This is a genomic window from Cellulosimicrobium cellulans (assembly GCF_016907755.1).
Lineage (GTDB): Bacteria > Actinomycetota > Actinomycetes > Actinomycetales > Cellulomonadaceae > Cellulosimicrobium > Cellulosimicrobium cellulans_D.
Genome location: NZ_JAFBCN010000001.1, coordinates 3,832,181 through 3,850,854, shown reverse-complemented (window position 1 = coordinate 3,850,854; position 18,674 = coordinate 3,832,181). Strand labels below are relative to the sequence as shown.

The window sequence follows — 18,674 nt, the reverse complement described above, 5'->3', positions numbered from 1 at the left end:
GACGCCGGGGGTGCGGCGGGCGGGTTCCCGGCGCTGCGTCCGGGTTCGGTTCGTGCGCGCGTCAGAGGCGCCGCTCAGACGCGCGCCGCGGCGAGCGCGCGCGAGACGGGGGCGCGGTTGCCGAGGGCCGAGGTCACGCGGTCGAGGAACATCGCGAGGATGACGACGGCGAGGCCGGCCTCGAAGCCGAGCGCGACGTTGACGCGCTGGAGCGCGGCGACGACGTCGTTGCCGAGGCCGCCGGCGCCGACCATGCCCGCGATGACGACCATGGAGAGCGACAGCATGATGACCTGGTTGACGCCGGCCATGATGGTCGGGAGCGCGAGCGGGAGCTGGATCTGGCGCAGGATGCGCCCCGGGGTCGAGCCGAACGCCTGGCCCGCCTCGACGACCTCCTTGTCCACCTGCCGGATGCCGAGCTCGGTGAACCGGACGCCGGGCGCCATGGCGAAGATGATCGTCGCGATGATGCCCGGGACGGGTCCCGTGAGGAAGATGACGACGGTCGGGATGAGGTAGACGAACGCCGGCATGGTCTGCATGAAGTCGAGGATCGGCCGCACCACCGCGGAGACGCGGTCGTTGCGCGCGGCCCAGATGCCGAGGGGGATCGCGACGACGAGGGCCAGGACGGCGGACAGCAGGACGAGGGCGAGGGTGTCCATCGCGTTGTCCCACTGGTCGACGCCGGCGATGACCACGAACCCGACGAGCGAGCCGAGCGCGAGCTTCCAGCCCTTGGCGAGGAGCGCGAGGGCGGCGAGCGCGAGCGCGACGACCCAGAACGGCGGGCTCGACAGGATCGTGTCCAGACCGTCGTAGATGCCGACGAGGACGTCCTTGACGAAGCGGAAGAGCGGCCGGAACGTCGTGGTCATCCAGTCGACGAACGTGTCGACCCACTCGCCGAGCGGGATGCGGGGGACGAGGGTGTCGTTCACGCGGCACCTCCCTCGGTCGTCGCCTGGGCGTCCACGGCGGCGTCCTCGACGGTCTCGTCCTGCACCGCCGGCGCGCCGAGGTCGATCTCGCCCGTGCGGGGCTGCTCGGTCGGGACCATGGCCTCGAGCAGGGTGACGCGCGGGACGACGCCGACGAGGCGGCCCGCGCCGTCGGTCACGGGCACGGGGAGCGAGGACTCGGCCGCGGGGGCGAAGATCTCCGCGAGGGGCGTGTCCGGGGAGACGGGGGCGACGCCGTCGTGCACGAGGTCGCCGATGGACTCCTGGCCGGCCTTGAGGGCGGCCACCGCGTCGTCGTCGCGGACGACGCCGTGCAGCACGCGCTGGCGGTCGACGACGTACGCGGCCGAGACCTGCGCCTCGCGCATCGCGCGGCTGGCCTGGCGCGGCCCGCCGCTGACGGGCACGACGACCGCGGGGCGCACCATGACCGACGACGCGGTGAGGACGCGCGTGCGGTCGACGTCGGCGACGAACTGGGCGACGTAGTCGTTCGCGGGGTCGGACAGGATCTGCTCGGCGGTGCCGATCTGCACGATCCGGCCGTCGCGCATGACGGCGATCCGGTCGCCGAGGTGCATGGCCTCGTTGAGGTCGTGCGTGATGAAGACGATCGTCTTGCCGAGGCGCTGCTGCAGGTCGAGGAGCTGCTCCTGCATCTCGCGCCGGATGAGCGGGTCGAGCGCGCTGAACGCCTCGTCCATGAGCAGGACGTCGGTGTCGGCGGCGAGCGCGCGGGCGAGGCCGACGCGCTGGCGCATGCCGCCCGAGAGCTGCGACGGGAGCGAGTCCTCCCAGCCGCCGAGCCCGACGAGGTCGAGCGCGGTGCGGGCCTTCTCGCGGCGCTCGGCCTTGCCGACGCCCTGGATCTCGAGCGGGTAGGCCGCGTTGTCGAGCACGGTGCGGTGCGGCAGGAGCGCGAAGTGCTGGAACACCATGCTCACGCTGCTGCGGCGCAGGGCGCGCAGCTGCTTGGCGTCGGTGCTCGCGAGGTCGGTCCCGCCGACCACCACGTGCCCGGCCGTCGGCTTCCACAGGCCGTTGAGCATGCGGATGAGCGTGGACTTGCCGGAGCCGGAGAGGCCCATGACGACGAAGATCTCGCCGCGACGGACGTCGAAGCTCGCGTCGATGACCGCGGCCGTGCCGAGCGCCTTGACGTCGTCACGGGCCGCGCCCTGCTCGAGCCGGCGGATCGCCTCGACCGGTCGGCGGCCGAAGACCTTGTAGACGTCGCGCACGGAGACGGCGACGTCCGTGGAGGGAGGGGTCGACGGTGCGGGGGCGTCGACCGTCGGGTCAGCGCTGTCGGGCGGGGTGATGCTGGGTGCTGTCATGCGGGCGGGTCTCGCCACCTTCCGTGCGGGGACCGGCACGCCCCGCGCGAGGACGGCGCCAGAGGGGTCCGGCGGCGGCGTCTCGGGGGCGTGGCACGCGGCTCGTGAGCGCGTCGCGGTCGGGCGCCCGGGGGCGACCTCCGCGCTCGGCGCGCAGCGGGCCACATGCTGGTCCGACGTCAATCGGTACTCCAGCACCCTGCCTGATTCGAGGTTCAACTTCTACCTAGGACCCCGGAATCGGGGACTGTTCCAGGACGATTCTTGACCGAGCATCGTTGCAACGGTGCGGATGTCGAACGATCTCGGATCGTTATCCCTTTGTGATCTTGAGATGGTCAAGCATTCGTGTTACGCGCGCGCCCGGGCGCGCGCGCCGGACGAACGGTGCGACCCGCACCGGGCGGCCCGCTCGCCGGGGCCGGGCGGCGCCGTCGTCGGTAGGCTGGGACCGGGCGGGCCGCGGTCCCGTCCGGCGCGGACGGGAGCCCCCAGCGCAGCCACCGGTCAGCCACCGGGAGGGCCGGCACCACCGGCCCGACCGGCACCGAGAACGCACAGGAGAACCATGTCCACCACAGCGCCAGCCCCGACGGCCACCCCGGGAGCCGCTCCCGGCTTCGACGAGGTCCCCGGCCGCTACAAGGTCCGTGACCTGTCCCTCGCGGAGGCGGGCCGCCACCAGCTCCGCCTCGCGGAGCACGAGATGCCCGGCCTCATGGCGCTGCGTGCCGAGTACGGCGCGTCGCAGCCGCTCGCCGGCGCGCGGATCGCCGGGTCGCTCCACATGACCGTGCAGACCGCCGTCCTCATCGAGACGCTCACCGCGCTCGGGGCGCAGGTGCGCTGGGCGAGCTGCAACATCTTCTCCACGCAGGACGAGGCCGCGGCCGCCGTCGTCGTCGGGCCGCACGGCACGCCCGAGGACCCGCAGGGCGTGCCCGTCTTCGCGTGGAAGGGCGAGAGCCTCGAGGAGTACTGGGACTGCACCGAGCAGATCCTGCTCTGGCCCGGGGACGAGTCGCCGAACCTCATCCTCGACGACGGCGGCGACGCCACGATGCTCGTGCACCTCGGCCTGCAGTACGAGCGTGCGGGCGTCGTCCCGCCCGACACGCTGCCCGGCGAGCCCGACCACACGCACGAGATGAACGTCGTGCGCTCCGTGCTGCGCCGCGCGCTCGAGGCGGACCCCCTGCGCTGGACGACGATCGCCCAGGCGATCCAGGGCGTCACCGAGGAGACGACGACGGGCGTGCACCGGCTCTACCAGCTCGCCGAGGCCGGCGAGCTGCTCTTCCCGGCGATCAACGTCAACGACTCGGTCACCAAGTCGAAGTTCGACAACAAGTACGGCATCCGCCACTCGCTGCCCGACGGCATCAACCGCGCGACCGACGTCCTCATGGGCGGCAAGGTCGCGTTCGTCGCGGGCTACGGCGACGTCGGCAAGGGCGCTGCCGAGGCGTTCCGCGGCCAGGGCGCGCGCGTCATCGTGTCCGAGGTCGACCCGATCTGCGCGCTCCAGGCCGCGATGGACGGCTACCAGGTCGCCCGGATCGAGGACGTTCTCGGCGAGGCCGACTTCTTCATCACGACCACGGGAAACAAGGACGTGGTCCGCGCCGAGCACCTCGTCGCGATGAAGGACAAGGCCGTCGTCGGCAACATCGGCCACTTCGACAACGAGATCGACATCGCCGGGCTCGCCGAGGTGCCCGGGGTGTCCCGCACCGAGATCAAGGCGCAGGTCCACGAGTGGACGTTCGCCGAGCCCGGCCCGGGCGGGCAGGCCGCGGGTCGCTCGATCGTCGTGCTGTCCGAGGGGCGCCTGCTCAACCTCGGCAACGCGACCGGCCACCCGTCGTTCGTCATGAGCAACTCGTTCTCCAACCAGGTGATCGGCCAGATCGAGCTTTTCCAGGACGCGACCGGCGCCGGGGAGGAGGGGCGCGAGCGGTCGTACGCGCGCCAGGTCTACCGCCTGCCCAAGGTGCTCGACGAGAAGGTGGCGCGCCTGCACCTCGACGCGCTCGGCGTGCGGCTCACCGAGCTCTCGCCGTCCCAGGCCGACTACCTCGGCGTCCCGGTGGAGGGCCCGTACAAGCCCGAGCACTACCGCTACTGAGCGCCGACGACCCGCTCGCGCCACGAGGAGGCCGCATGGAACCGTCGTCCGACGAGCGCGGCCCCGTCGTGCCCCCGCCCGCACCGGGCGAGGGCACGACGGGGCAGAGCGACGGGCACCCCGGCGGGCCGGGGGACGGGCCCGACAGCCCGCCACCGGGCCGCGTCCGGCCCCTGTGGCACCGGGTGGGCGACCGCTGGGAGCGCGAGCCCCCGCACGACCTGCTGTACGGCGCGATCGTCGCCGGCTTCGTCATGGCCGTCTCGAGCGTGCACGCCCCGAGCGGGGACCGCGTCGTGATCGCGACCTCGCTCGTGGCGGTCGGCTACTGGCTCGCGCACTGCTACGTCGACGCGGTCAGCGGGCGCTTCCACGACAGCGGGCACTCCCTGTGGGACCGTACCCTCACGGCTCTCCGGCTCAACGTCGGGGTGTTGCTCGGTGCGGTTCCCGGGATCGCGGTCTACCTGATCGCCTACGCCTTCGGGCGCGACGCGGAGGCCGCCGCTCTCGTCGCGGTGTGGTTCACCGTCGTGCTGCTGGGCGTCGTCGGCTTCCTCGCGGCGTTCCGCGCGGGGGCGCGGGGTGCACGACTCGTCGGGGAGACCGCGCTGGCGGCAGCGTTCGGCGGCATCGTCATCGCCGTCAAGTACCTGCTGCACTGACGCGCGCCCCGGGCCGACCGCGCCGGTGGCCGCTCCGACGGCGTGACACGGGGGTTGTCCCCACCCCGGTCGGGCGGACGCCTCCCTGTCGCCGTGACCTCGGGTCGCCGAGACTGGCACCATGACTGCCGTGACCCCTGACCAGCCGAGCGTCGTGCCCGCGGACGACCCGACGTCGGGCACCCCGACGCCCGGACCTGCGCGGGCACCTCTGGCGGCACCGACCGCACCCGCGACGGGCGTCACGGCGACGCCCACGGCGGCCGCGGACGCGACGTCGTTCGCCGGCACGCAGCCCGACCCACGGTACGTCGACCACCGCGAGCGCGTGGCGTTCGCGCGTGCGCCGTTCCACCGGCAGACGTGGCGCGCGTACGGATACCTGTGGCTCGCGATCCTCCTCGCTCCGTTCGCGTTCACCTACGGGCTGTTCGCGGTGGTCTTCCTCGTGGCGATGCTGGTGCCGGTCATCGGCCTCGTGGTCGCGGGGTGGGTCGTGGTCGGCGGGCGGGGCTGGGGCTCGATGTACCGGTCCCTGGCGCGCTCGGCGCTCGGCATCGACGTCGCCGCCCCCGCGCCGTACGTCCGGCGGCGCGGGTTCTGGAGCACCCTGTGGAGCGGCATCGGTGACGGGACGGGCTGGCGGGCCGTGCTCTTCCTCCTCGTCACGTTCCCCCTCGCGATCGTGTCGTTCGTCGTGAGCACGGTGTTCCTCGCCGTGGGGCTGGGCGGGATGACGCACTGGATCTGGTCGCGCTGGCTCCCCCTCCAGCAGGCGAGCGACGGGTCGTGGCACCGCGGCGCGTCGTTCGGCACGGACTGGTTCGTCGACACCCCGGTGCGGCAGCTCGGCCTCGTCGTCGTCGGCCTGCTCTTCCTCTGGCTCTGGGCGCAGATCACGCGAGGATTCGCGCAGCTCTTCCGCGCCCTCACCGTGGCGCTGCTCGGGCCGACCCTCTCGAGCCTGCGCGTCGCCGACCTCGAGGAGTCGCGCGGCCGCACCGTCGAGGACGCCGACGCGAAGCTGCGGCGCATCGAGCGCGACCTGCACGACGGCACGCAGGCCCGCCTGGTCGCCGTCGCGATGCAGCTCGGCGAGGCCAAGGAGCAGCTCGCCGCGGGGGGCGACCGCGACGACGCGCTCGAGCTCGTCGACCTCGCGCACTCGTCGACCAAGGAGGCGCTCGTCGAGCTCCGCGAGCTCGCGCGCGGCATCCACCCGCCGGCGCTCGACAACGGGCTCGCCGTCGCGCTGGAGACGCTCGCGGCGCGCTCGCCGCTCCCGGTCACGGTCGACGTCGACCCGGCCGTCGAGGCGTCGGGCAGGCTCGCGCCGGCCGTGGAGTCGATCGCGTACTTCTGCGTCGCCGAGCTCGTGACCAACGCGGTCAAGCACGCGCGCGCCACGGGCGCGTACGTGCTCGTCGAGCGGCAGGGGAGCGGGCGCGGCGCGCGGCTGCGCCTGCGGGTGCGCGACGACGGCCAGGGCGGCGCGCGCGTCGTGCAGCCCGGGTCCGACGGCCAGCGGTCCGGCCTCGCGGGCCTCGCGGAGCGCGTGCGCTCCGTGGACGGCACGTTCGAGCTCACGAGCCCGGTCGGCGGCCCGACGGTCGTCACGGTCCTCCTGCCCGTGCGGGTCTGACGTGCGCACGGACGACCGTGTCCTGCGGGGACGCGCGGACGGCGTCGGGCACGATGTCCCCGGGGCATCCCGCCCGCCGGGGCCGTCGCACGGCCCGCCCGACCGGAAGGACACCATGCGGCTCGTCATCGCCGAGGACTCCGCCATCCTGCGCGACGGGCTCGTCGCGCTCGTCACGCGCCGCGGCCACGAGGTCGTGGCCGCGGTCGCGGACGGCGACGAGCTCGTCGCGCGGGTGGCCCGGCTCGCGGCCGAGGACGCCCTGCCCGACGTCGCGGTCGTCGACATCCGCATGCCTCCGACGTTCACCGACGAGGGGCTGCGCGCCGCGCTCGCGCTGCGCGCCGCGCACCCCGACCTCGGGGTGCTGCTGTTCTCCCAGTACGTCGAGACGCGGTTCGCGAGCGAGCTGCTCACGGGCGGCGCGCGCGGCGTCGGGTACCTGCTCAAGGACCGTGTCGCGGACGTCGGCGAGTTCGTCGACGCGCTCACGCGCATCGCGGCCGGGCAGACCGTGCTCGACCCCGAGGTCGTGAGCCAGCTCATGGGCGCCTCGCGGTCCGACGACGGGCTGGCGCGCCTCACGCCGCGCGAGACCGAGGTCCTGGAGCTCATGGCGCAGGGGCGGTCGAACTCCGCCATCGCGGAGGCGCTGTTCCTCTCCTACGGCGCGGTCGAGAAGAACGTCACGTCGATCTTCGGCAAGCTCGGCCTGCCCCAGGACGCGGGCGACCACCGGCGCGTGCTCGCCGTGCTGCGCTACCTCAAGGTGTAGCCGACCGTCCCTCCACCTGTCAGCACGTGCTCGCGCCCGAGCGCGACGAGCTGCTGACAGGTCGTCGGGACCGGCCGGGGGACAACCCCCGTGCGCGGCGGTGGTCCGCCGCGGCGAGGTCGGGGGACCGTCCCGTACCGGGACGAACAGGATGTTTCGAGACTGGTGAGCACCGGGGATCCTCCCGGGCACGCCGACCTTGGAGCATCCCGTGGCCGTCCTGTCGCCGCCGCCGTCCCCGACCCGCGCGCCGTCCCGCGCACGCCCCGCGCCCGCCCGACCGGCGTCCCCGGGCGGGCCGCACGCCCGCCGGTACCGACCGCCGTCAGGCACCGCGCGGACGCCCGGCACCGCCCCGCTCCCCGTGGAGGACGGGGCGCGCCGGCCTCGCCGCGACGTGTTCGTCGACGCCGTGCGGGCCCTCGCGACGCTCAGCGTCCTCACGGTGCACTGGCTCATGGCGGACGCGACGTGGGACGGCGAGCACCTGCGCATCGGCAACGCCCTCGCGCACGGCGCGGGCTGGACCGTCACCTGGCTGCTGCAGGTCCTCGCGCTCCTGTTCTTCGCCGCCGGGGCCTCGGCCGCGTACGGGCTGCAGCGCGGGCCCGACGGCGGTCGCTCGCCCGGGCTCGCGGGCGCCAGGCGGGTGGTGGCCCGCCCGAGCGCCCTGGCCGACCTCGCGGCCGGGGCGCGGCTCGCCGGTCGGCGCGTCCCCCGGCTGCTGCGGCCCGTCGGGGTGTTCGTCGGGGCGTGGGTCGTCGCGATCGGCGTGCTGCTCGCGGCGGGACTGCCCGGGGACGCCGTGCGCTCGCTCGCGACGCTCGCGCCGCAGCTCCTGTGGTTCCTCGCGGTGTACCTCGGCCTCGTCGTGCTCACGCCGCTCCTGCGGCGCGCGCTGCACGCCGCGGGCTGGTGGACCGTCGGCGCGCTGGTCGCCGCACCGCTCGCGGTCGAGGCGCTCCGCTTCGGCGCCGGTGCGGAGCGCCTCGCGCTCGTCGACGTCGTGCTCGTGTGGGCCGTGCCGTACGCCATCGGGCTCCTGTACGCCGACGCGCGCTCCGGGACGCGCGTCGTGCGCCGGGGACGCGTGGTGCCGGTCGCCGTCCTGCCACGGCCGGTCGTGCTCGTGGGCGTCGGGCTCGCCGCGGCGACGCTCGCGGCCCTGCTCGTCGCCGTCGGACCGTACCCGGTGTCGCTCATCGGCATGCCGGGGGACGCGATGTCGAACCTCGGGCCGCCGACGGCGCCGGTCGTCCTGCACGCGGTCGCTCTCGTCGCGCTCGCGCTCGCCGCCCGGGGGCCGCTCGTGCGCTGGGCGGACGGCCGCGGCCGGACCGTCGTCGCGGCGATCGCCCGACGGTCCATGACCGTCTACCTGTGGCACCTCACGGCGATGATCGTCGTCGTCGGGATCGTGCTCGTGGTGCTCGACCAGCAGCTCCCGGCGCCGGGCAGCGCCGACTGGTGGGCGAGCCGCCCGGTCTGGTTCGGTGCGTTCGCGCTCGTGCTCCTGGGCATCTCCCGCCTGGTGGGCCGCTTCGAGGACGCCCGTCCCGCGCGACCTGTCAGCAGCAGCACGCGCTCGAGCGCGACGAACCGCTGACAGGAGCGGCGGACAGGTGTCGTCGCGTCAGCGCGTGGGGTCGGGGATCGAGTAGGGGAGCCGGTGCAGTAGCTCGGCCTGCTCGCCGGCGAGCGCCTGCGCGCGCTGCGCCGTCGCCCAGTCGCGGTCCCGCCGTTCCGCGAGCACGGCCAGGAGAAACGTCTCCGGGTGCGTGCCGGGCGGCGGGCCCGGCGCGACGTACCGCTCGACCTGCCCCGCGAGCTCCTGCCCCAGCCGGGCCCGCGACGCCGGGTGGAGCTTGCCCGCGCGGGAGAGGAACTGCCGCGCGGCGAGCGCGAGACCGTCGGGCAGGCGGCGCATGTCGGCGCGGGACGCCCACGCGGCGAGGTACGGCGGCATGACGAGCGGCGCGAGCGTCGGCCGCCCGCCCCGCACCCGGATCGCGTACGTCCCCGCCGCCATGTCGCCGAGGCGCTTGCCCTTGTCGTTCGTCAGCGACGCCACGAGCGCGACCGAGCCGAGCGTCAGCCAGATCTCGCCGACGCCGACCAGGGCGCGCAGGAAGGCGTGCCGGAAGCGGACCGGGCCACCGTCGTCGCGCACGACCCGGATGCCCAGCGCCAGCTTGCCGAGCGAGCGCCCGCGCGAGAGCGTCTCGACGGTCGTCGGGACGACGACCATGACGAGCACGGCGAGCGCGATCCCGATGGCCGGGGCGAAGTCCGGGTCGACGAGCTCGAGCGAGCCCGACGTCGCGAAGAGCAGGGCGAACAGCGCGACGAAGAGCGTCAGCATGTCGAGGAAGAGCGCGAGGCCGCGCGTGACGAACGACGCCGGTCGCGCGTCGAGGACCACGCCCTCGCCGATCAGGATGCCGTCCCGCACGCTGCTCCTCGCCTCGTTCCGTCACGGGTCCGTGCCCGCGCGCCGGTCGGCGCACCGGCGGCACGCCCTGTGTGGCAGGGTATCGGTCGTGGACCTCGACGCCTTCACCGACGTGCACCGCGCGCAGTGGGACCGCCTGGAGACCCTCACCTCGCGGCGCACGCTCGACGGCGCCGAGGCGGACGAGCTGGTCCGGCTCTACCAGGCCGTGGCGACGCACCTGTCGACCGTCCGGTCCGTCGCGCCGGACCCCGTGCTCATCTCCCGCCTCTCCGTCCTCCTGGGCAAGGCCCGCACGCGCATCGCGGGGGCGCACGAGCCCGCGTGGCGCGACGTCGTGCGGTTCCTCGTCGTGTCCCTGCCGGCCGCGCTGTACCGGATCCGGTGGTGGTCGGTCGGCGTGACGGTCGCGTGCGTCGTCGTGGCGCTCGTCGCCGGGATCTGGGTCGCGACGACGCCCGAGGGCCTCGCGTCCATGGGGCCGCCGAGCGTCCAGGAGAACTACGTGAACGAGGCGTTCGCGTCGTACTACGACCCCGGCCTCGACTTCGCCACCGTCGTCTGGACCAACAACGCCTGGATCGCGGCCCAGTGCATCGGGCTGGGGATCACGGGGATCTTCCCCGCGTACGTGCTCTTCACGAACGCCGTGGGCGTGGGCTCGATCGGCGGCATGATGGCCGCGCACGGCGAGCTGGGGCTCTTCCTCCAGCTCATCGCGCCGCACGGCCTGCTCGAGCTCATGTCGGTCTTCGTCGCCGGCGCCGCGGGGCTGCGGATCTTCTGGGCCTGGGTCGACCCCGGCCCGCTCCCGCGCTCGCGTGCCCTCGCGCAGGAGGGACGCGCGCTCGTCACGGTCGCGATCGGGCTCGCGATCGCGCTGGCGGTCTCCGGCGTCATCGAGGGCTTCGTCACGGGCTCGACCATGCCGTGGTGGCTCAAGATCGTCATCGGCGCGATCGCGCTCGCCGGGTTCTGGGTCTACACGATCGTGCTCGGCCGTCGTGCCGTGGCGGCCGGAGAGACCGGCGACCTCACCGCCGACCACGCGGGCGACGTCGCCCCGGTCGCGGCCTGACCTTCTTCCCGGCTCCCGGCTCTGCTTCCGGCTCCGGTTCCCGGCTCGGGGCTCGTGAGACCCGGTCAGTCGTGCACGACGACGCGCGCCCGCGCGCCCGGCCACGCGCACCGGACCCAGTCCTCGGCTCGCGCGACGACCGCGTCGCGCACGCCCGGCTCGCGGAGCCGGTCCGCGGGGGAGCGGCGGACGTCGGCGGCGCCCGCTCCGCCGCCGGCCGTACCGCGTCCGGTCACGTCACCCGCGGGGCCGCGCAGCGGGCGCACCTCGACGTGCACGACGTCACCCGCCGGCTCCTCGGGCGACGTCGCCCCGGTCGTCGCCCGGGTGGGGGCGGACCGCGCGGCCGTGGCTGTCGGGCGCGCCGTCCACGCCCCGGCGACGCGGCCGTCGACCAGCACCGTCGCCGCGACCTGGCCGTTGACGCTCACGACGCTCTTGACCGGGACGTCGCCGAGGACCCGCGTCCGGTCGTCGTGGGAGAGGACGAGGTTGTCGAAGTCGCCCGCGAGGACCACCGGCACGGGGGCGTCGCCCGGCGGGCGGGGCGCGTCGGGGAGGTCGAGGAGCTCCTTGTCGTGCGGTCCGGTGAACGTCACGAGCTCGGGACGCAGCAGGTCGAACGCGGCCTTGAGCCGGGTCAGCCCCGCCCAGCGCTGCGCGTCGGCCACGGAGGCCGGGCCGAACGCCGCCAGGTAGCGCCGCACGAGCCCGACGCGCGCCGTGAGGACGGCGGCGGGGTCCGTGTCGTGCGCGACCGCGTCGAGGACCGGGTCGGAGCGGCCCAGCCACGCCTGCGCCATCGTCCAGGTGGTCGTGGTGCCCGGCCCGTTCGCGCCCCAGAGCCCGCGCGGCGGCACCTGGACCAGCGGCAGCAGGCAGCGCGCCCCGTACGCGAGGTGCTTGGGGTCGACGTCGGGCCACCGCACCGCGAGCCGCCTGCCGAGCTCGACCGAGGTCAGCGGCTCCTCGAGCAGGTCGCGTGCGACCTCCTCGAGGTCGTCGAGGTCGACGTCCGCGAGGGCTGTGCCGTGCTGGTTCTTCGCCCGCAGGTACGTGGCGAGCGTCGGGCGCACCAGCGCTGCGAGCCCGATCGCGTCGTCCGCGGCGACCAGGTGCACCGTGCCGCGCAGCGCGCCGACGCGCACGACCTCGCGGTCGGTGAGGAGCGAGCCCAGGTCGTCGGGCGCGAACGCCGCGAGCCGTGACCACAGCGCCGGGTACGGCGACGACGGCACCTGTGACTGGAGACCGACGAGGTGCCGCACCTCGTCCAGCACCGACGCCTCGCGCGGGGCGTCGAGGTGCTGGCGCGCGAGCAGCGCGCGGCTGAGGTCGTCGTGGCTCAGCCGCGGCCCGAACCGCCCGTCCGCCATCGGCAGGTCAGGACAGCACGATCGCGAGCGCGGGGATGAGGAACGTCGCGAGGAGCGCCGCCACGACGATCATCGCGACGCGACGGTTGCGCCGTGCACGCTGTCGGGGATCGGTCGGCTGCCAGGCCACGGGTGTTCTCCTGAGATCGGTGGAAAGACCCGCACGACCCTACCTCGCCCCTGAGGGAACGTCCTTGTCCGCCGAGGTAGAACTGCCGGTCGCGAGGTAGAGCGCCCGGAGCTCTATCTCGCGACCGGAGGTTCTACCTCGCAGTCGGCTGGCTGGGTCTCGGCCCGGAGGTCAGAGGCGGCCGGCGGCCTTGAGGGCGAGGTAGGTGTCGGCGAGGCGGGGGGCGAGGTCGTCGGGGAGGGCGTCGACGACCTCGACGCCGCGCTGGCGCAGGACGGTCGTCACGGCGGCGCGCTCGATCTCGCCACGTGCCGCCGCGGCGGCGTCGTACGCCTCGGCGGTGCCGCTGCGGCCGTCGCGGAGGGCCGCGACCTCGGGGTCGCCGGCGGCGGCGAGCACGACCTGGTGCTTGGCCGTGAGCTGCCCGACGACGGGGAGCAGCCCGGTCTCGACCGCGGCGGGGTCGAGGGTGGACAGGAGCACGACGAGCGCGCGCTGGGACAGGCGTTCGTGGACGGCGCCGACGAGCCCCGGCCAGTCGGTCTCGAGCAGCGCGGGCTCGAGCGGTGCGAGCGCGTCGGCCATGGCGGGCATGAGACGCGGGCCGGCGGCTCCGGCGACGCGCGAGCGCACGGTGCGGTCGTACGCGACGAGCTCGACCCGGTCGCCCGCGCGCCCGGCGAGCGCGGCGAGCAGGAGCGCGGCCTCGATGCTCGCGTCGAGGCGCGGCTCGTCGCCGACGCGGGTCGCCGACGTGCGCGACGTGTCGACGACGATGAGCACGCGCCGGTCGCGCTCCGGACGCCACGTGCGCACGACCATGTCCCGACCGCGGGCGGACGCGCGCCAGTCGATCGAGCGGACGTCGTCGCCGAGGACGTACTCGCGCAGCGAGTCGAACTCCGTGCCCTCGCCGCGGACCTGGACCGCGGCGCGGCCGTCCATCTCGCGCAGGCGCGCGAGCCGGCTCGGCAGGTGGCGGCGGGACGCGAACTCGGGGAGCACGCGCAGCCGACCGGGCACGGTGATCGAGGCCTGGCGGGCGGCGAGGCGCAGGGGGCCGAACGAGCGGATCGTGACCCGGTCGGCGACGCGCTCGCCGCGCCGCGTGGGCACGAGGACGGTCGTGACGCGCGTGGCCTCGCCGGGCGGCAGGTCGACCGGGTGCCGGTTGACCTGGGTCCCCGCGGACGGCGGCCACGCGTCGCGCACGAGCGCGCGGAGCCGCCGGGGCGCGAGGTTGGTGAGGGTGAGGCGCGACGTCGTCGTGTCGGTGAGGCGGACCGACCCCGGGACGCGGCGCTCGATCGCGACGCGCCGCGGGGACGCCGCGAGCGACGCGTCGAGCGCGCAGAGCGCGACGACGAGCAGCGTCCACACGAGCACCGTCCCCGGCACGGGGAACAGCAGCACGGGGACGATCCCGAGCGCCGTCAGGACGACGGCGCGCCACGTGAGGGCCACGTGCGACGCCTCAGCGGGGGACGGGGACGGACGCGAGCACGGTGTCGAGCACGCTCTCGGCGGTCACGCCCTCGAGCTCGGCCTCGGGCCGGAGCTGCACGCGGTGGCGCAGGGTCGGGTGCGCGAGGGCCTTGACGTCGTCGGGAGTCACGTAGGAGCGGCCGGACAGCCACGCCCACGCGCGCGCCGTCGCGAGCAGCGCGGTGGCGCCGCGCGGGGAGACGCCGAGCGAGAGCGAGGGGGAGTGGCGCGTCGCGCGGCACACGTCGACCGCGTAGCCCAGCACCTCGCGCGCGACCTGCACGCGGGCGACCTCCGCACGCGCCCGGTCGAGCACGTCCCGTCCGGCGACGGGGCGCACGCCCGCGCCCGCGAGGTCGCGCGGGTTGAACCCGGCGGCGTGGCGCGCGAGCACCTCGACCTCCTGCTCGCGCTCGGGCAGGGGCAGCACGACCTTGAGCAGGAAGCGGTCGAGCTGGGCCTCCGGCAGCGGGTACGTGCCCTCGTACTCGACGGGGTTCTGCGTCGCGATGACGAGGAACGGGTCGGGCAGCGGGCGCGGGGTCCCGTCCACCGACACCTGGCGCTCCTCCATCGCCTCGAGGAGCGAGGCCTGCGTCTTGGGGGGCGTGCGGTTGATCTCGTCCGCGAGCAGGAGGTTCGTGAAGACGGGGCCCTCGCGGAACGAGAACTCGGCGGTCCGCGCGTCGTACACGAGCGAGCCGGTCACGTCGCCGGGCATGAGGTCGGGCGTGAACTGCACGCGCTTGGTGCCGAGGTCGAGCGACGCGGCGAGCGTGCGCACGAGCAGCGTCTTCGCGACGCCGGGCACCCCCTCCAGCAGCACGTGGCCCTTGCACAGCAGCGCGATGAGCAGGCTCGTCACGGCCCCGTCCTGCCCGACGACGGCCTTGCCGACCTCGGTGCGCACGGCGGCCAGGGCCTGGCGCAGCTCGGGGGACGGCGCAGGCGGCGCGTCGTGCACGGGCGCCGGTGCGGGGACGCCCGGCTGGCCGTAGGCCGCCGGGGGCGCTGCGCCGTAGCCGGGCGTCGGGGCGCCGGGTGCGTGCGGTCCGGGCTCGTGCCCGGGGCCGCCGGCGGCCGCGCTCACGCGGTCGGCGACGCTCGGGTCCTGGGTGTACGGCTGCTCCTGGTGCGGTGGCGGCGCGTAGCGGTCGGGCTGCGGCACGGAGCCGTCGGGGTGGTGCGTCACGAGTGGTAGACCTCGCTCTCGATCCGGTCAAGGTGACGCGCGAGCTCGAGCAGCGCCGCGTCGTCGGCGGGTGGTGGTCCGTACAGGAGCTGGGCGACCTGCTCGCCCGGGCGGCCCGTCGCGCGGGCGACGGCGTCGATGACGGCGGGCGCGTCGGCGGAGCGCGGGAGGCCGAGCCGGTTCGCGAGCCGGTCCGCGGCGCTCGCGCGCAGCCCGGCGGCGGCGTGCCCGCGCGCCCCGGCACGCCGGTAGAGGCGGCCGCGGCCGCGCGTCGTCTCGGCGGCGCGCACGACGACCGGCAGGTCCTCCGTCACGAGCCGGCCGAGCCGGCGGCCGCGCCACAGCGCGACGACGAGCACGACGACGAGCACCTGGAGCGCGACGACGCCGAACCACGGCGGGAGGGAGAGCGCCGGGGTCTGCTCGTCCTCGCCTCCGCCGAGCGACGTGTCGAACGGGTCGGGCACGAGCCACACGAGGCGGTCGTGCGCGCCGAGCGTCCACAGGGCGAGGGCGGCGTTGCCGTCGTCGGTGACCGCGTCGTTGCGCAGCACGGCCGTCGTGTCGACGGCGCGCACGCTCCGCCCGTCCGTCTCGTGCACGAGGTAGGCGCCGATCGACGGGTCGTCGGCGGAGGGGAAGCACAGGACGGTCGTCCGGTCGAGCGAGAGGAAGCCGACGCCGTCGGAGCGCAGCGACCCGGCCGCCTCCGCGGCCGGGTCGTCGCAGCGCGCCGACCGGGCGGACGTCTCCGACCCCCAGTCGTAGGCGAGCTCCGCGCCGCCGTCGGTCGCGGTCGAGAGCAGGAAGTCGGGCGGAGCCACCAGGACGAGGTCGGTCGGCGTGCGGACGAGCGCGTCGACCTGCTCGTCGAGCAGGAAGTCGCCCTGCGCGACGAGGAGGGTGCCCCCGTCCGCGGACGCCGCGACCGCGTCCGCGACCGTCGTCACGTACGTGATCTCGACGCCCCGGTCGTGCAGCACCTCGGCGACGGCGCGCGCCCCGTCGGGGCCGGGGTTGTCGGGCGCCAGCGGCGTCGACGAGGTCGTGGGGCGCGCGATCGCGGACAGGCCGGCGAGCACGAGGAGCGCGACGACCACCGCGACGGGCCAGCGGGCGCGCCGCCACCGGCTCCGCGCCCGGGAACCGGCCGTGGTGCCGTCGCCGACGACGGGCACGTGCGCCGTCGTGACCGTGCGGAGGCCGTCCGTGGCCGCGGGAGCGGCGGGCCCCGGGGGTGCCGTGGTGCTCACGCGTCACCCCCCGAGGACGGGGCGGCCGCCGTCGCGAGCTCGGCCCGCAGCACGGGACGCGTCGCCAGGGTGCGCTCGTCGAGCGCCCGCAGGAACGCGTCCGCCTCGGGCCCGACGGCGGCCTTGCCGTACGCGACGTCGTCGAACAGGTGCGCGCCGCGGGCGAGGCCGTCCGCGACGTCGGGCACGCGCTCGCCCGCGGCCTCGGCGGCCTCCCACGCGGTGCGCCCGGGACGGGCGTCGAGGACGGCCCGCTCCTCGAGCGAGCGGACGACGGCGCGGAAGCGTTCGAGCGTGGCGGTCGCCCAGTCCGACCGGGAGGCCGCGGCGTCGGCCGCCGCGCGCATCTCGGCGGCGGTCCGCACGTCGTCGTCCAGCACGACGGCGGACGTCGTCGCCCGGCGCGACAGGCGCACCGGGCCGGCGACCCAGTAGGCGATCCCGGCCACGAGGAGCACGACCGCGACGACGAGGACCGCGGTGAGCGGGCCGCCCAGGTCGATCGTGGGTGCGCCGTCGAAGAGCCCGAGCAGCCAGTCGACGAACCGCTGCAGGAGCGACGGCTCCGTGCGGTACTCGGGCTTCGCGAGCTCCTCGACGAGCCACCGGCGCGCCTCGTCGGCGCCCGGCTGCACGGGCACGTCGGCCGCGAGCGACCGCAGCGTCATGCCGGCGGCTGCGCGTTCGCCGCGGTGGCGAGCTCGACGTCCAGGCCCTCGCGCCGCATGCGCACGTCGATGTAGAGCAGCGCCACGACGCTCCCGAGGAACAACGTCATGACGATCGTCGAGAGCGCGACACCGAGCGCCAGCAGAGCGTTCGCGACGAAGCCCTGCCCCGCGGCGAGGAGGAACGTGCTCACGAGGCTGAACGGCGAGACGACGATCTGCACGACGACGTACATCGCGACGTAGGCGAGCAGGTAGATGCCGAAGAGGCGCCAGAAGCTGCCGCGCGTCAGGAGCCACGAGCGCCGGACGGTCGCCCAGAACGGCTGGCCCTCGAGCGCGAGCGCCGGCGGGACGAGCCCGGTGCGCGTGCCGACCCAGACGGCCAGCGCCACGAGGCCGGGGAGTGCGACGACGAGGAGGACCACGCCGAGCCCGGTCGTGGCGGCGAAGCCGAGGACGACCAGGAGGACGACCAGCGAGACGGCGACCGCCCACGCCAGGCCCAGCAGGAGCGAGAAGCCGATGAGGAACCACGCGCGGCGGCCGACCTGGGACCAGACCTCCCCGATCGTGGCCTTGCGCCCGATGACGGACTGCCCGATCGAGACCGTGAGCAGCCCGCTGACGATGGGGGTGGCGAGGCTCGTCGTGAGCCCGGTCCCGAGCGTGCTCGAGTAGAGCATCGCGAAGTCGTTCTCCATCCCGCCCAGCCCGGACTCGCTGGGCAGTGAGAGGAAGAAGTCGGCGAAGTAGCCGGAGAACGCCCACCCGAGCAGCGCCCCGACGACGGTGGCGATCACGACGACGAGCGTGCTCATGCCGAGCATGACGCGGGGGTTGTGGCGGATCGCGCCGAACGCGCCGTCGAAGATCTCGCCGAGCGACAGCGGGCGCAGCGGGACGATCCCCGGCTTGGCGGCCGGGGCCACGTAGTGCGCGCCCGCGAACCCGGCGGGCGGGCCGTAGCCCGGGGCGCCGTACTGCTGCTGCCCGTACTGGCCCTGCCCGTAGCCCGGCTGGCCGTACCCGCCCGGATCCTGCGGCGCGGCCTGCCCGTGCTGCGGCTGACCGGTCGACGGCTGTCCCCACCCGCTCGGCGCGGCGGGCGCGGGCGGCTGGTCCGCCGTCGGGACCTGGCCGGGTCCGTACCCCGGGGCGTACTGGCCGTACTGGGGCCGGGGGGCCGCGCTGCCCGGCGCACCGTAGCCGGGCGCGCCGTACGCGGGGGCTCCCCAGCCTCCGGCGTCGCCGCTCTGGGCGGGGTCGGCGGGCGTCGTCGGACCGGGTGCCGTCGTCGGGTCCGGCGTGGCACCGTCCGGCGTGCCGGAGGTGTCGGGTGTGCTCATCTGCTCGTGGTCCCCCGCGGTCGGCTCGGGCGTCGTTCCATGCCGCCGGGCGAGGATCGGGCGACGGCGGCGAGGCCACCCTAGTACGCGGCCCTGCGCGGCGGCGGTCCGGCCCGGCGGGTCGGCAGGGCGGGTTCACCCGCGCCGCGGTCCCCGGGCCGCGCCGAGCGGCGGCCCGT

16 protein-coding genes are annotated in these 18,674 nt (G+C 75.3%); 6 read left to right on the top strand and 10 right to left on the bottom strand.

Going from position 1 to position 18,674, the window contains the following annotated elements:
* Positions 1–74: 74 nt before the first annotated feature.
* The gene (locus JOE63_RS16715) at positions 75–944 is read right to left on the bottom strand and encodes an ABC transporter permease (protein ID WP_087469565.1); all 870 of its coding nucleotides are present in this window, start codon (positions 942–944) and stop codon (positions 75–77) included.
* Entirely contained in the window at positions 941–2,302 is a 1,362-nt protein-coding gene (locus tag JOE63_RS16710; protein WP_087472476.1) for a quaternary amine ABC transporter ATP-binding protein, read from the bottom strand. Before JOE63_RS16710 ends, JOE63_RS16715 begins: the two co-directional genes overlap by 4 nt.
* 568 nt (positions 2,303–2,870) lie before the next feature.
* On the opposite strand from JOE63_RS16710, the gene ahcY reads away from it, so the two are divergent.
* From ahcY to JOE63_RS16685, 5 genes are all read left to right on the top strand, one after another.
* Positions 2,871–4,430 (top strand): adenosylhomocysteinase, encoded by a 1,560-nt coding sequence (ahcY, locus tag JOE63_RS16705; RefSeq protein ID WP_204542688.1) that lies wholly within the window; start codon positions 2,871–2,873, stop codon positions 4,428–4,430.
* Positions 4,431–4,465: 35 nt separating this feature from the next.
* Complete coding sequence (locus JOE63_RS16700) at positions 4,466–5,095, top strand: hypothetical protein (RefSeq protein ID WP_204542686.1); 630 nt, start codon at positions 4,466–4,468, stop codon at positions 5,093–5,095.
* A gap of 121 nt (positions 5,096–5,216) precedes the next feature.
* Entirely contained in the window at positions 5,217–6,737 is a 1,521-nt protein-coding gene (locus JOE63_RS16695) for a sensor histidine kinase (RefSeq protein ID WP_204542684.1), read from the top strand.
* 115 nt (positions 6,738–6,852) lie between these two features.
* A complete protein-coding gene (locus JOE63_RS16690) occupies positions 6,853–7,512 on the top strand; it encodes a response regulator transcription factor (RefSeq protein WP_087472475.1) in 660 nt (219 codons plus the stop codon).
* A 211-nt stretch (positions 7,513–7,723) separates the two neighbouring features.
* Positions 7,724–9,118, top strand: a complete 1,395-nt coding sequence (locus JOE63_RS16685) for an acyltransferase family protein (protein WP_307840179.1) — start codon at positions 7,724–7,726, stop codon at positions 9,116–9,118.
* 27 nt (positions 9,119–9,145) lie between these two features.
* Here JOE63_RS16685 and JOE63_RS16680 read toward each other — a convergent pair whose 3' ends face one another.
* The gene (locus JOE63_RS16680) at positions 9,146–9,964 is read right to left on the bottom strand and encodes an RDD family protein (protein ID WP_087469560.1); all 819 of its coding nucleotides are present in this window, start codon (positions 9,962–9,964) and stop codon (positions 9,146–9,148) included.
* Between the two features lie 88 nt (positions 9,965–10,052).
* Between JOE63_RS16680 and JOE63_RS16675 the strand changes: the two genes are divergently transcribed.
* Positions 10,053–11,042, top strand: coding sequence for a stage II sporulation protein M (locus JOE63_RS16675; RefSeq protein ID WP_204542681.1), 990 nt, complete (start codon positions 10,053–10,055; stop codon positions 11,040–11,042).
* 65 nt (positions 11,043–11,107) lie between these two features.
* Here the strand turns inward: JOE63_RS16675 and JOE63_RS16670 are convergent, their stop codons facing one another.
* From JOE63_RS16670 to JOE63_RS16645, 7 genes are all read right to left on the bottom strand, one after another.
* Complete coding sequence (locus JOE63_RS16670) at positions 11,108–12,418, bottom strand: winged helix DNA-binding domain-containing protein (protein ID WP_204542679.1); 1,311 nt, start codon at positions 12,416–12,418, stop codon at positions 11,108–11,110.
* A gap of 7 nt (positions 12,419–12,425) precedes the next feature.
* A complete protein-coding gene (locus JOE63_RS21495; RefSeq protein WP_255318720.1) occupies positions 12,426–12,548 on the bottom strand; it encodes a hypothetical protein in 123 nt (40 codons plus the stop codon).
* A gap of 171 nt (positions 12,549–12,719) precedes the next feature.
* The gene (locus JOE63_RS16665) at positions 12,720–14,012 is read right to left on the bottom strand and encodes a DUF58 domain-containing protein (RefSeq protein ID WP_204542677.1); all 1,293 of its coding nucleotides are present in this window, start codon (positions 14,010–14,012) and stop codon (positions 12,720–12,722) included.
* Positions 14,013–14,022: 10 nt separating this feature from the next.
* Positions 14,023–14,997, bottom strand: a complete 975-nt coding sequence (locus tag JOE63_RS16660) for an AAA family ATPase (protein WP_087472472.1) — start codon at positions 14,995–14,997, stop codon at positions 14,023–14,025.
* A 224-nt stretch (positions 14,998–15,221) separates the two neighbouring features.
* Positions 15,222–16,478, bottom strand: coding sequence for a DUF4350 domain-containing protein (locus JOE63_RS16655; RefSeq protein ID WP_307840178.1), 1,257 nt, complete (start codon positions 16,476–16,478; stop codon positions 15,222–15,224).
* A complete protein-coding gene (locus tag JOE63_RS16650) occupies positions 16,475–17,146 on the bottom strand; it encodes a DUF4129 domain-containing protein (RefSeq protein ID WP_204542675.1) in 672 nt (223 codons plus the stop codon). Before JOE63_RS16650 ends, JOE63_RS16655 begins: the two co-directional genes overlap by 4 nt.
* Positions 17,143–18,495 carry a DUF7544 domain-containing protein gene (locus tag JOE63_RS16645; RefSeq protein WP_204542673.1) on the bottom strand — a complete coding sequence of 451 codons (1,353 nt, stop codon included), beginning with the start codon at positions 18,493–18,495 and terminating at the stop codon, positions 17,143–17,145. Before JOE63_RS16645 ends, JOE63_RS16650 begins: the two co-directional genes overlap by 4 nt.
* Between the last annotated feature and the right edge of the window lie 179 nt (positions 18,496–18,674).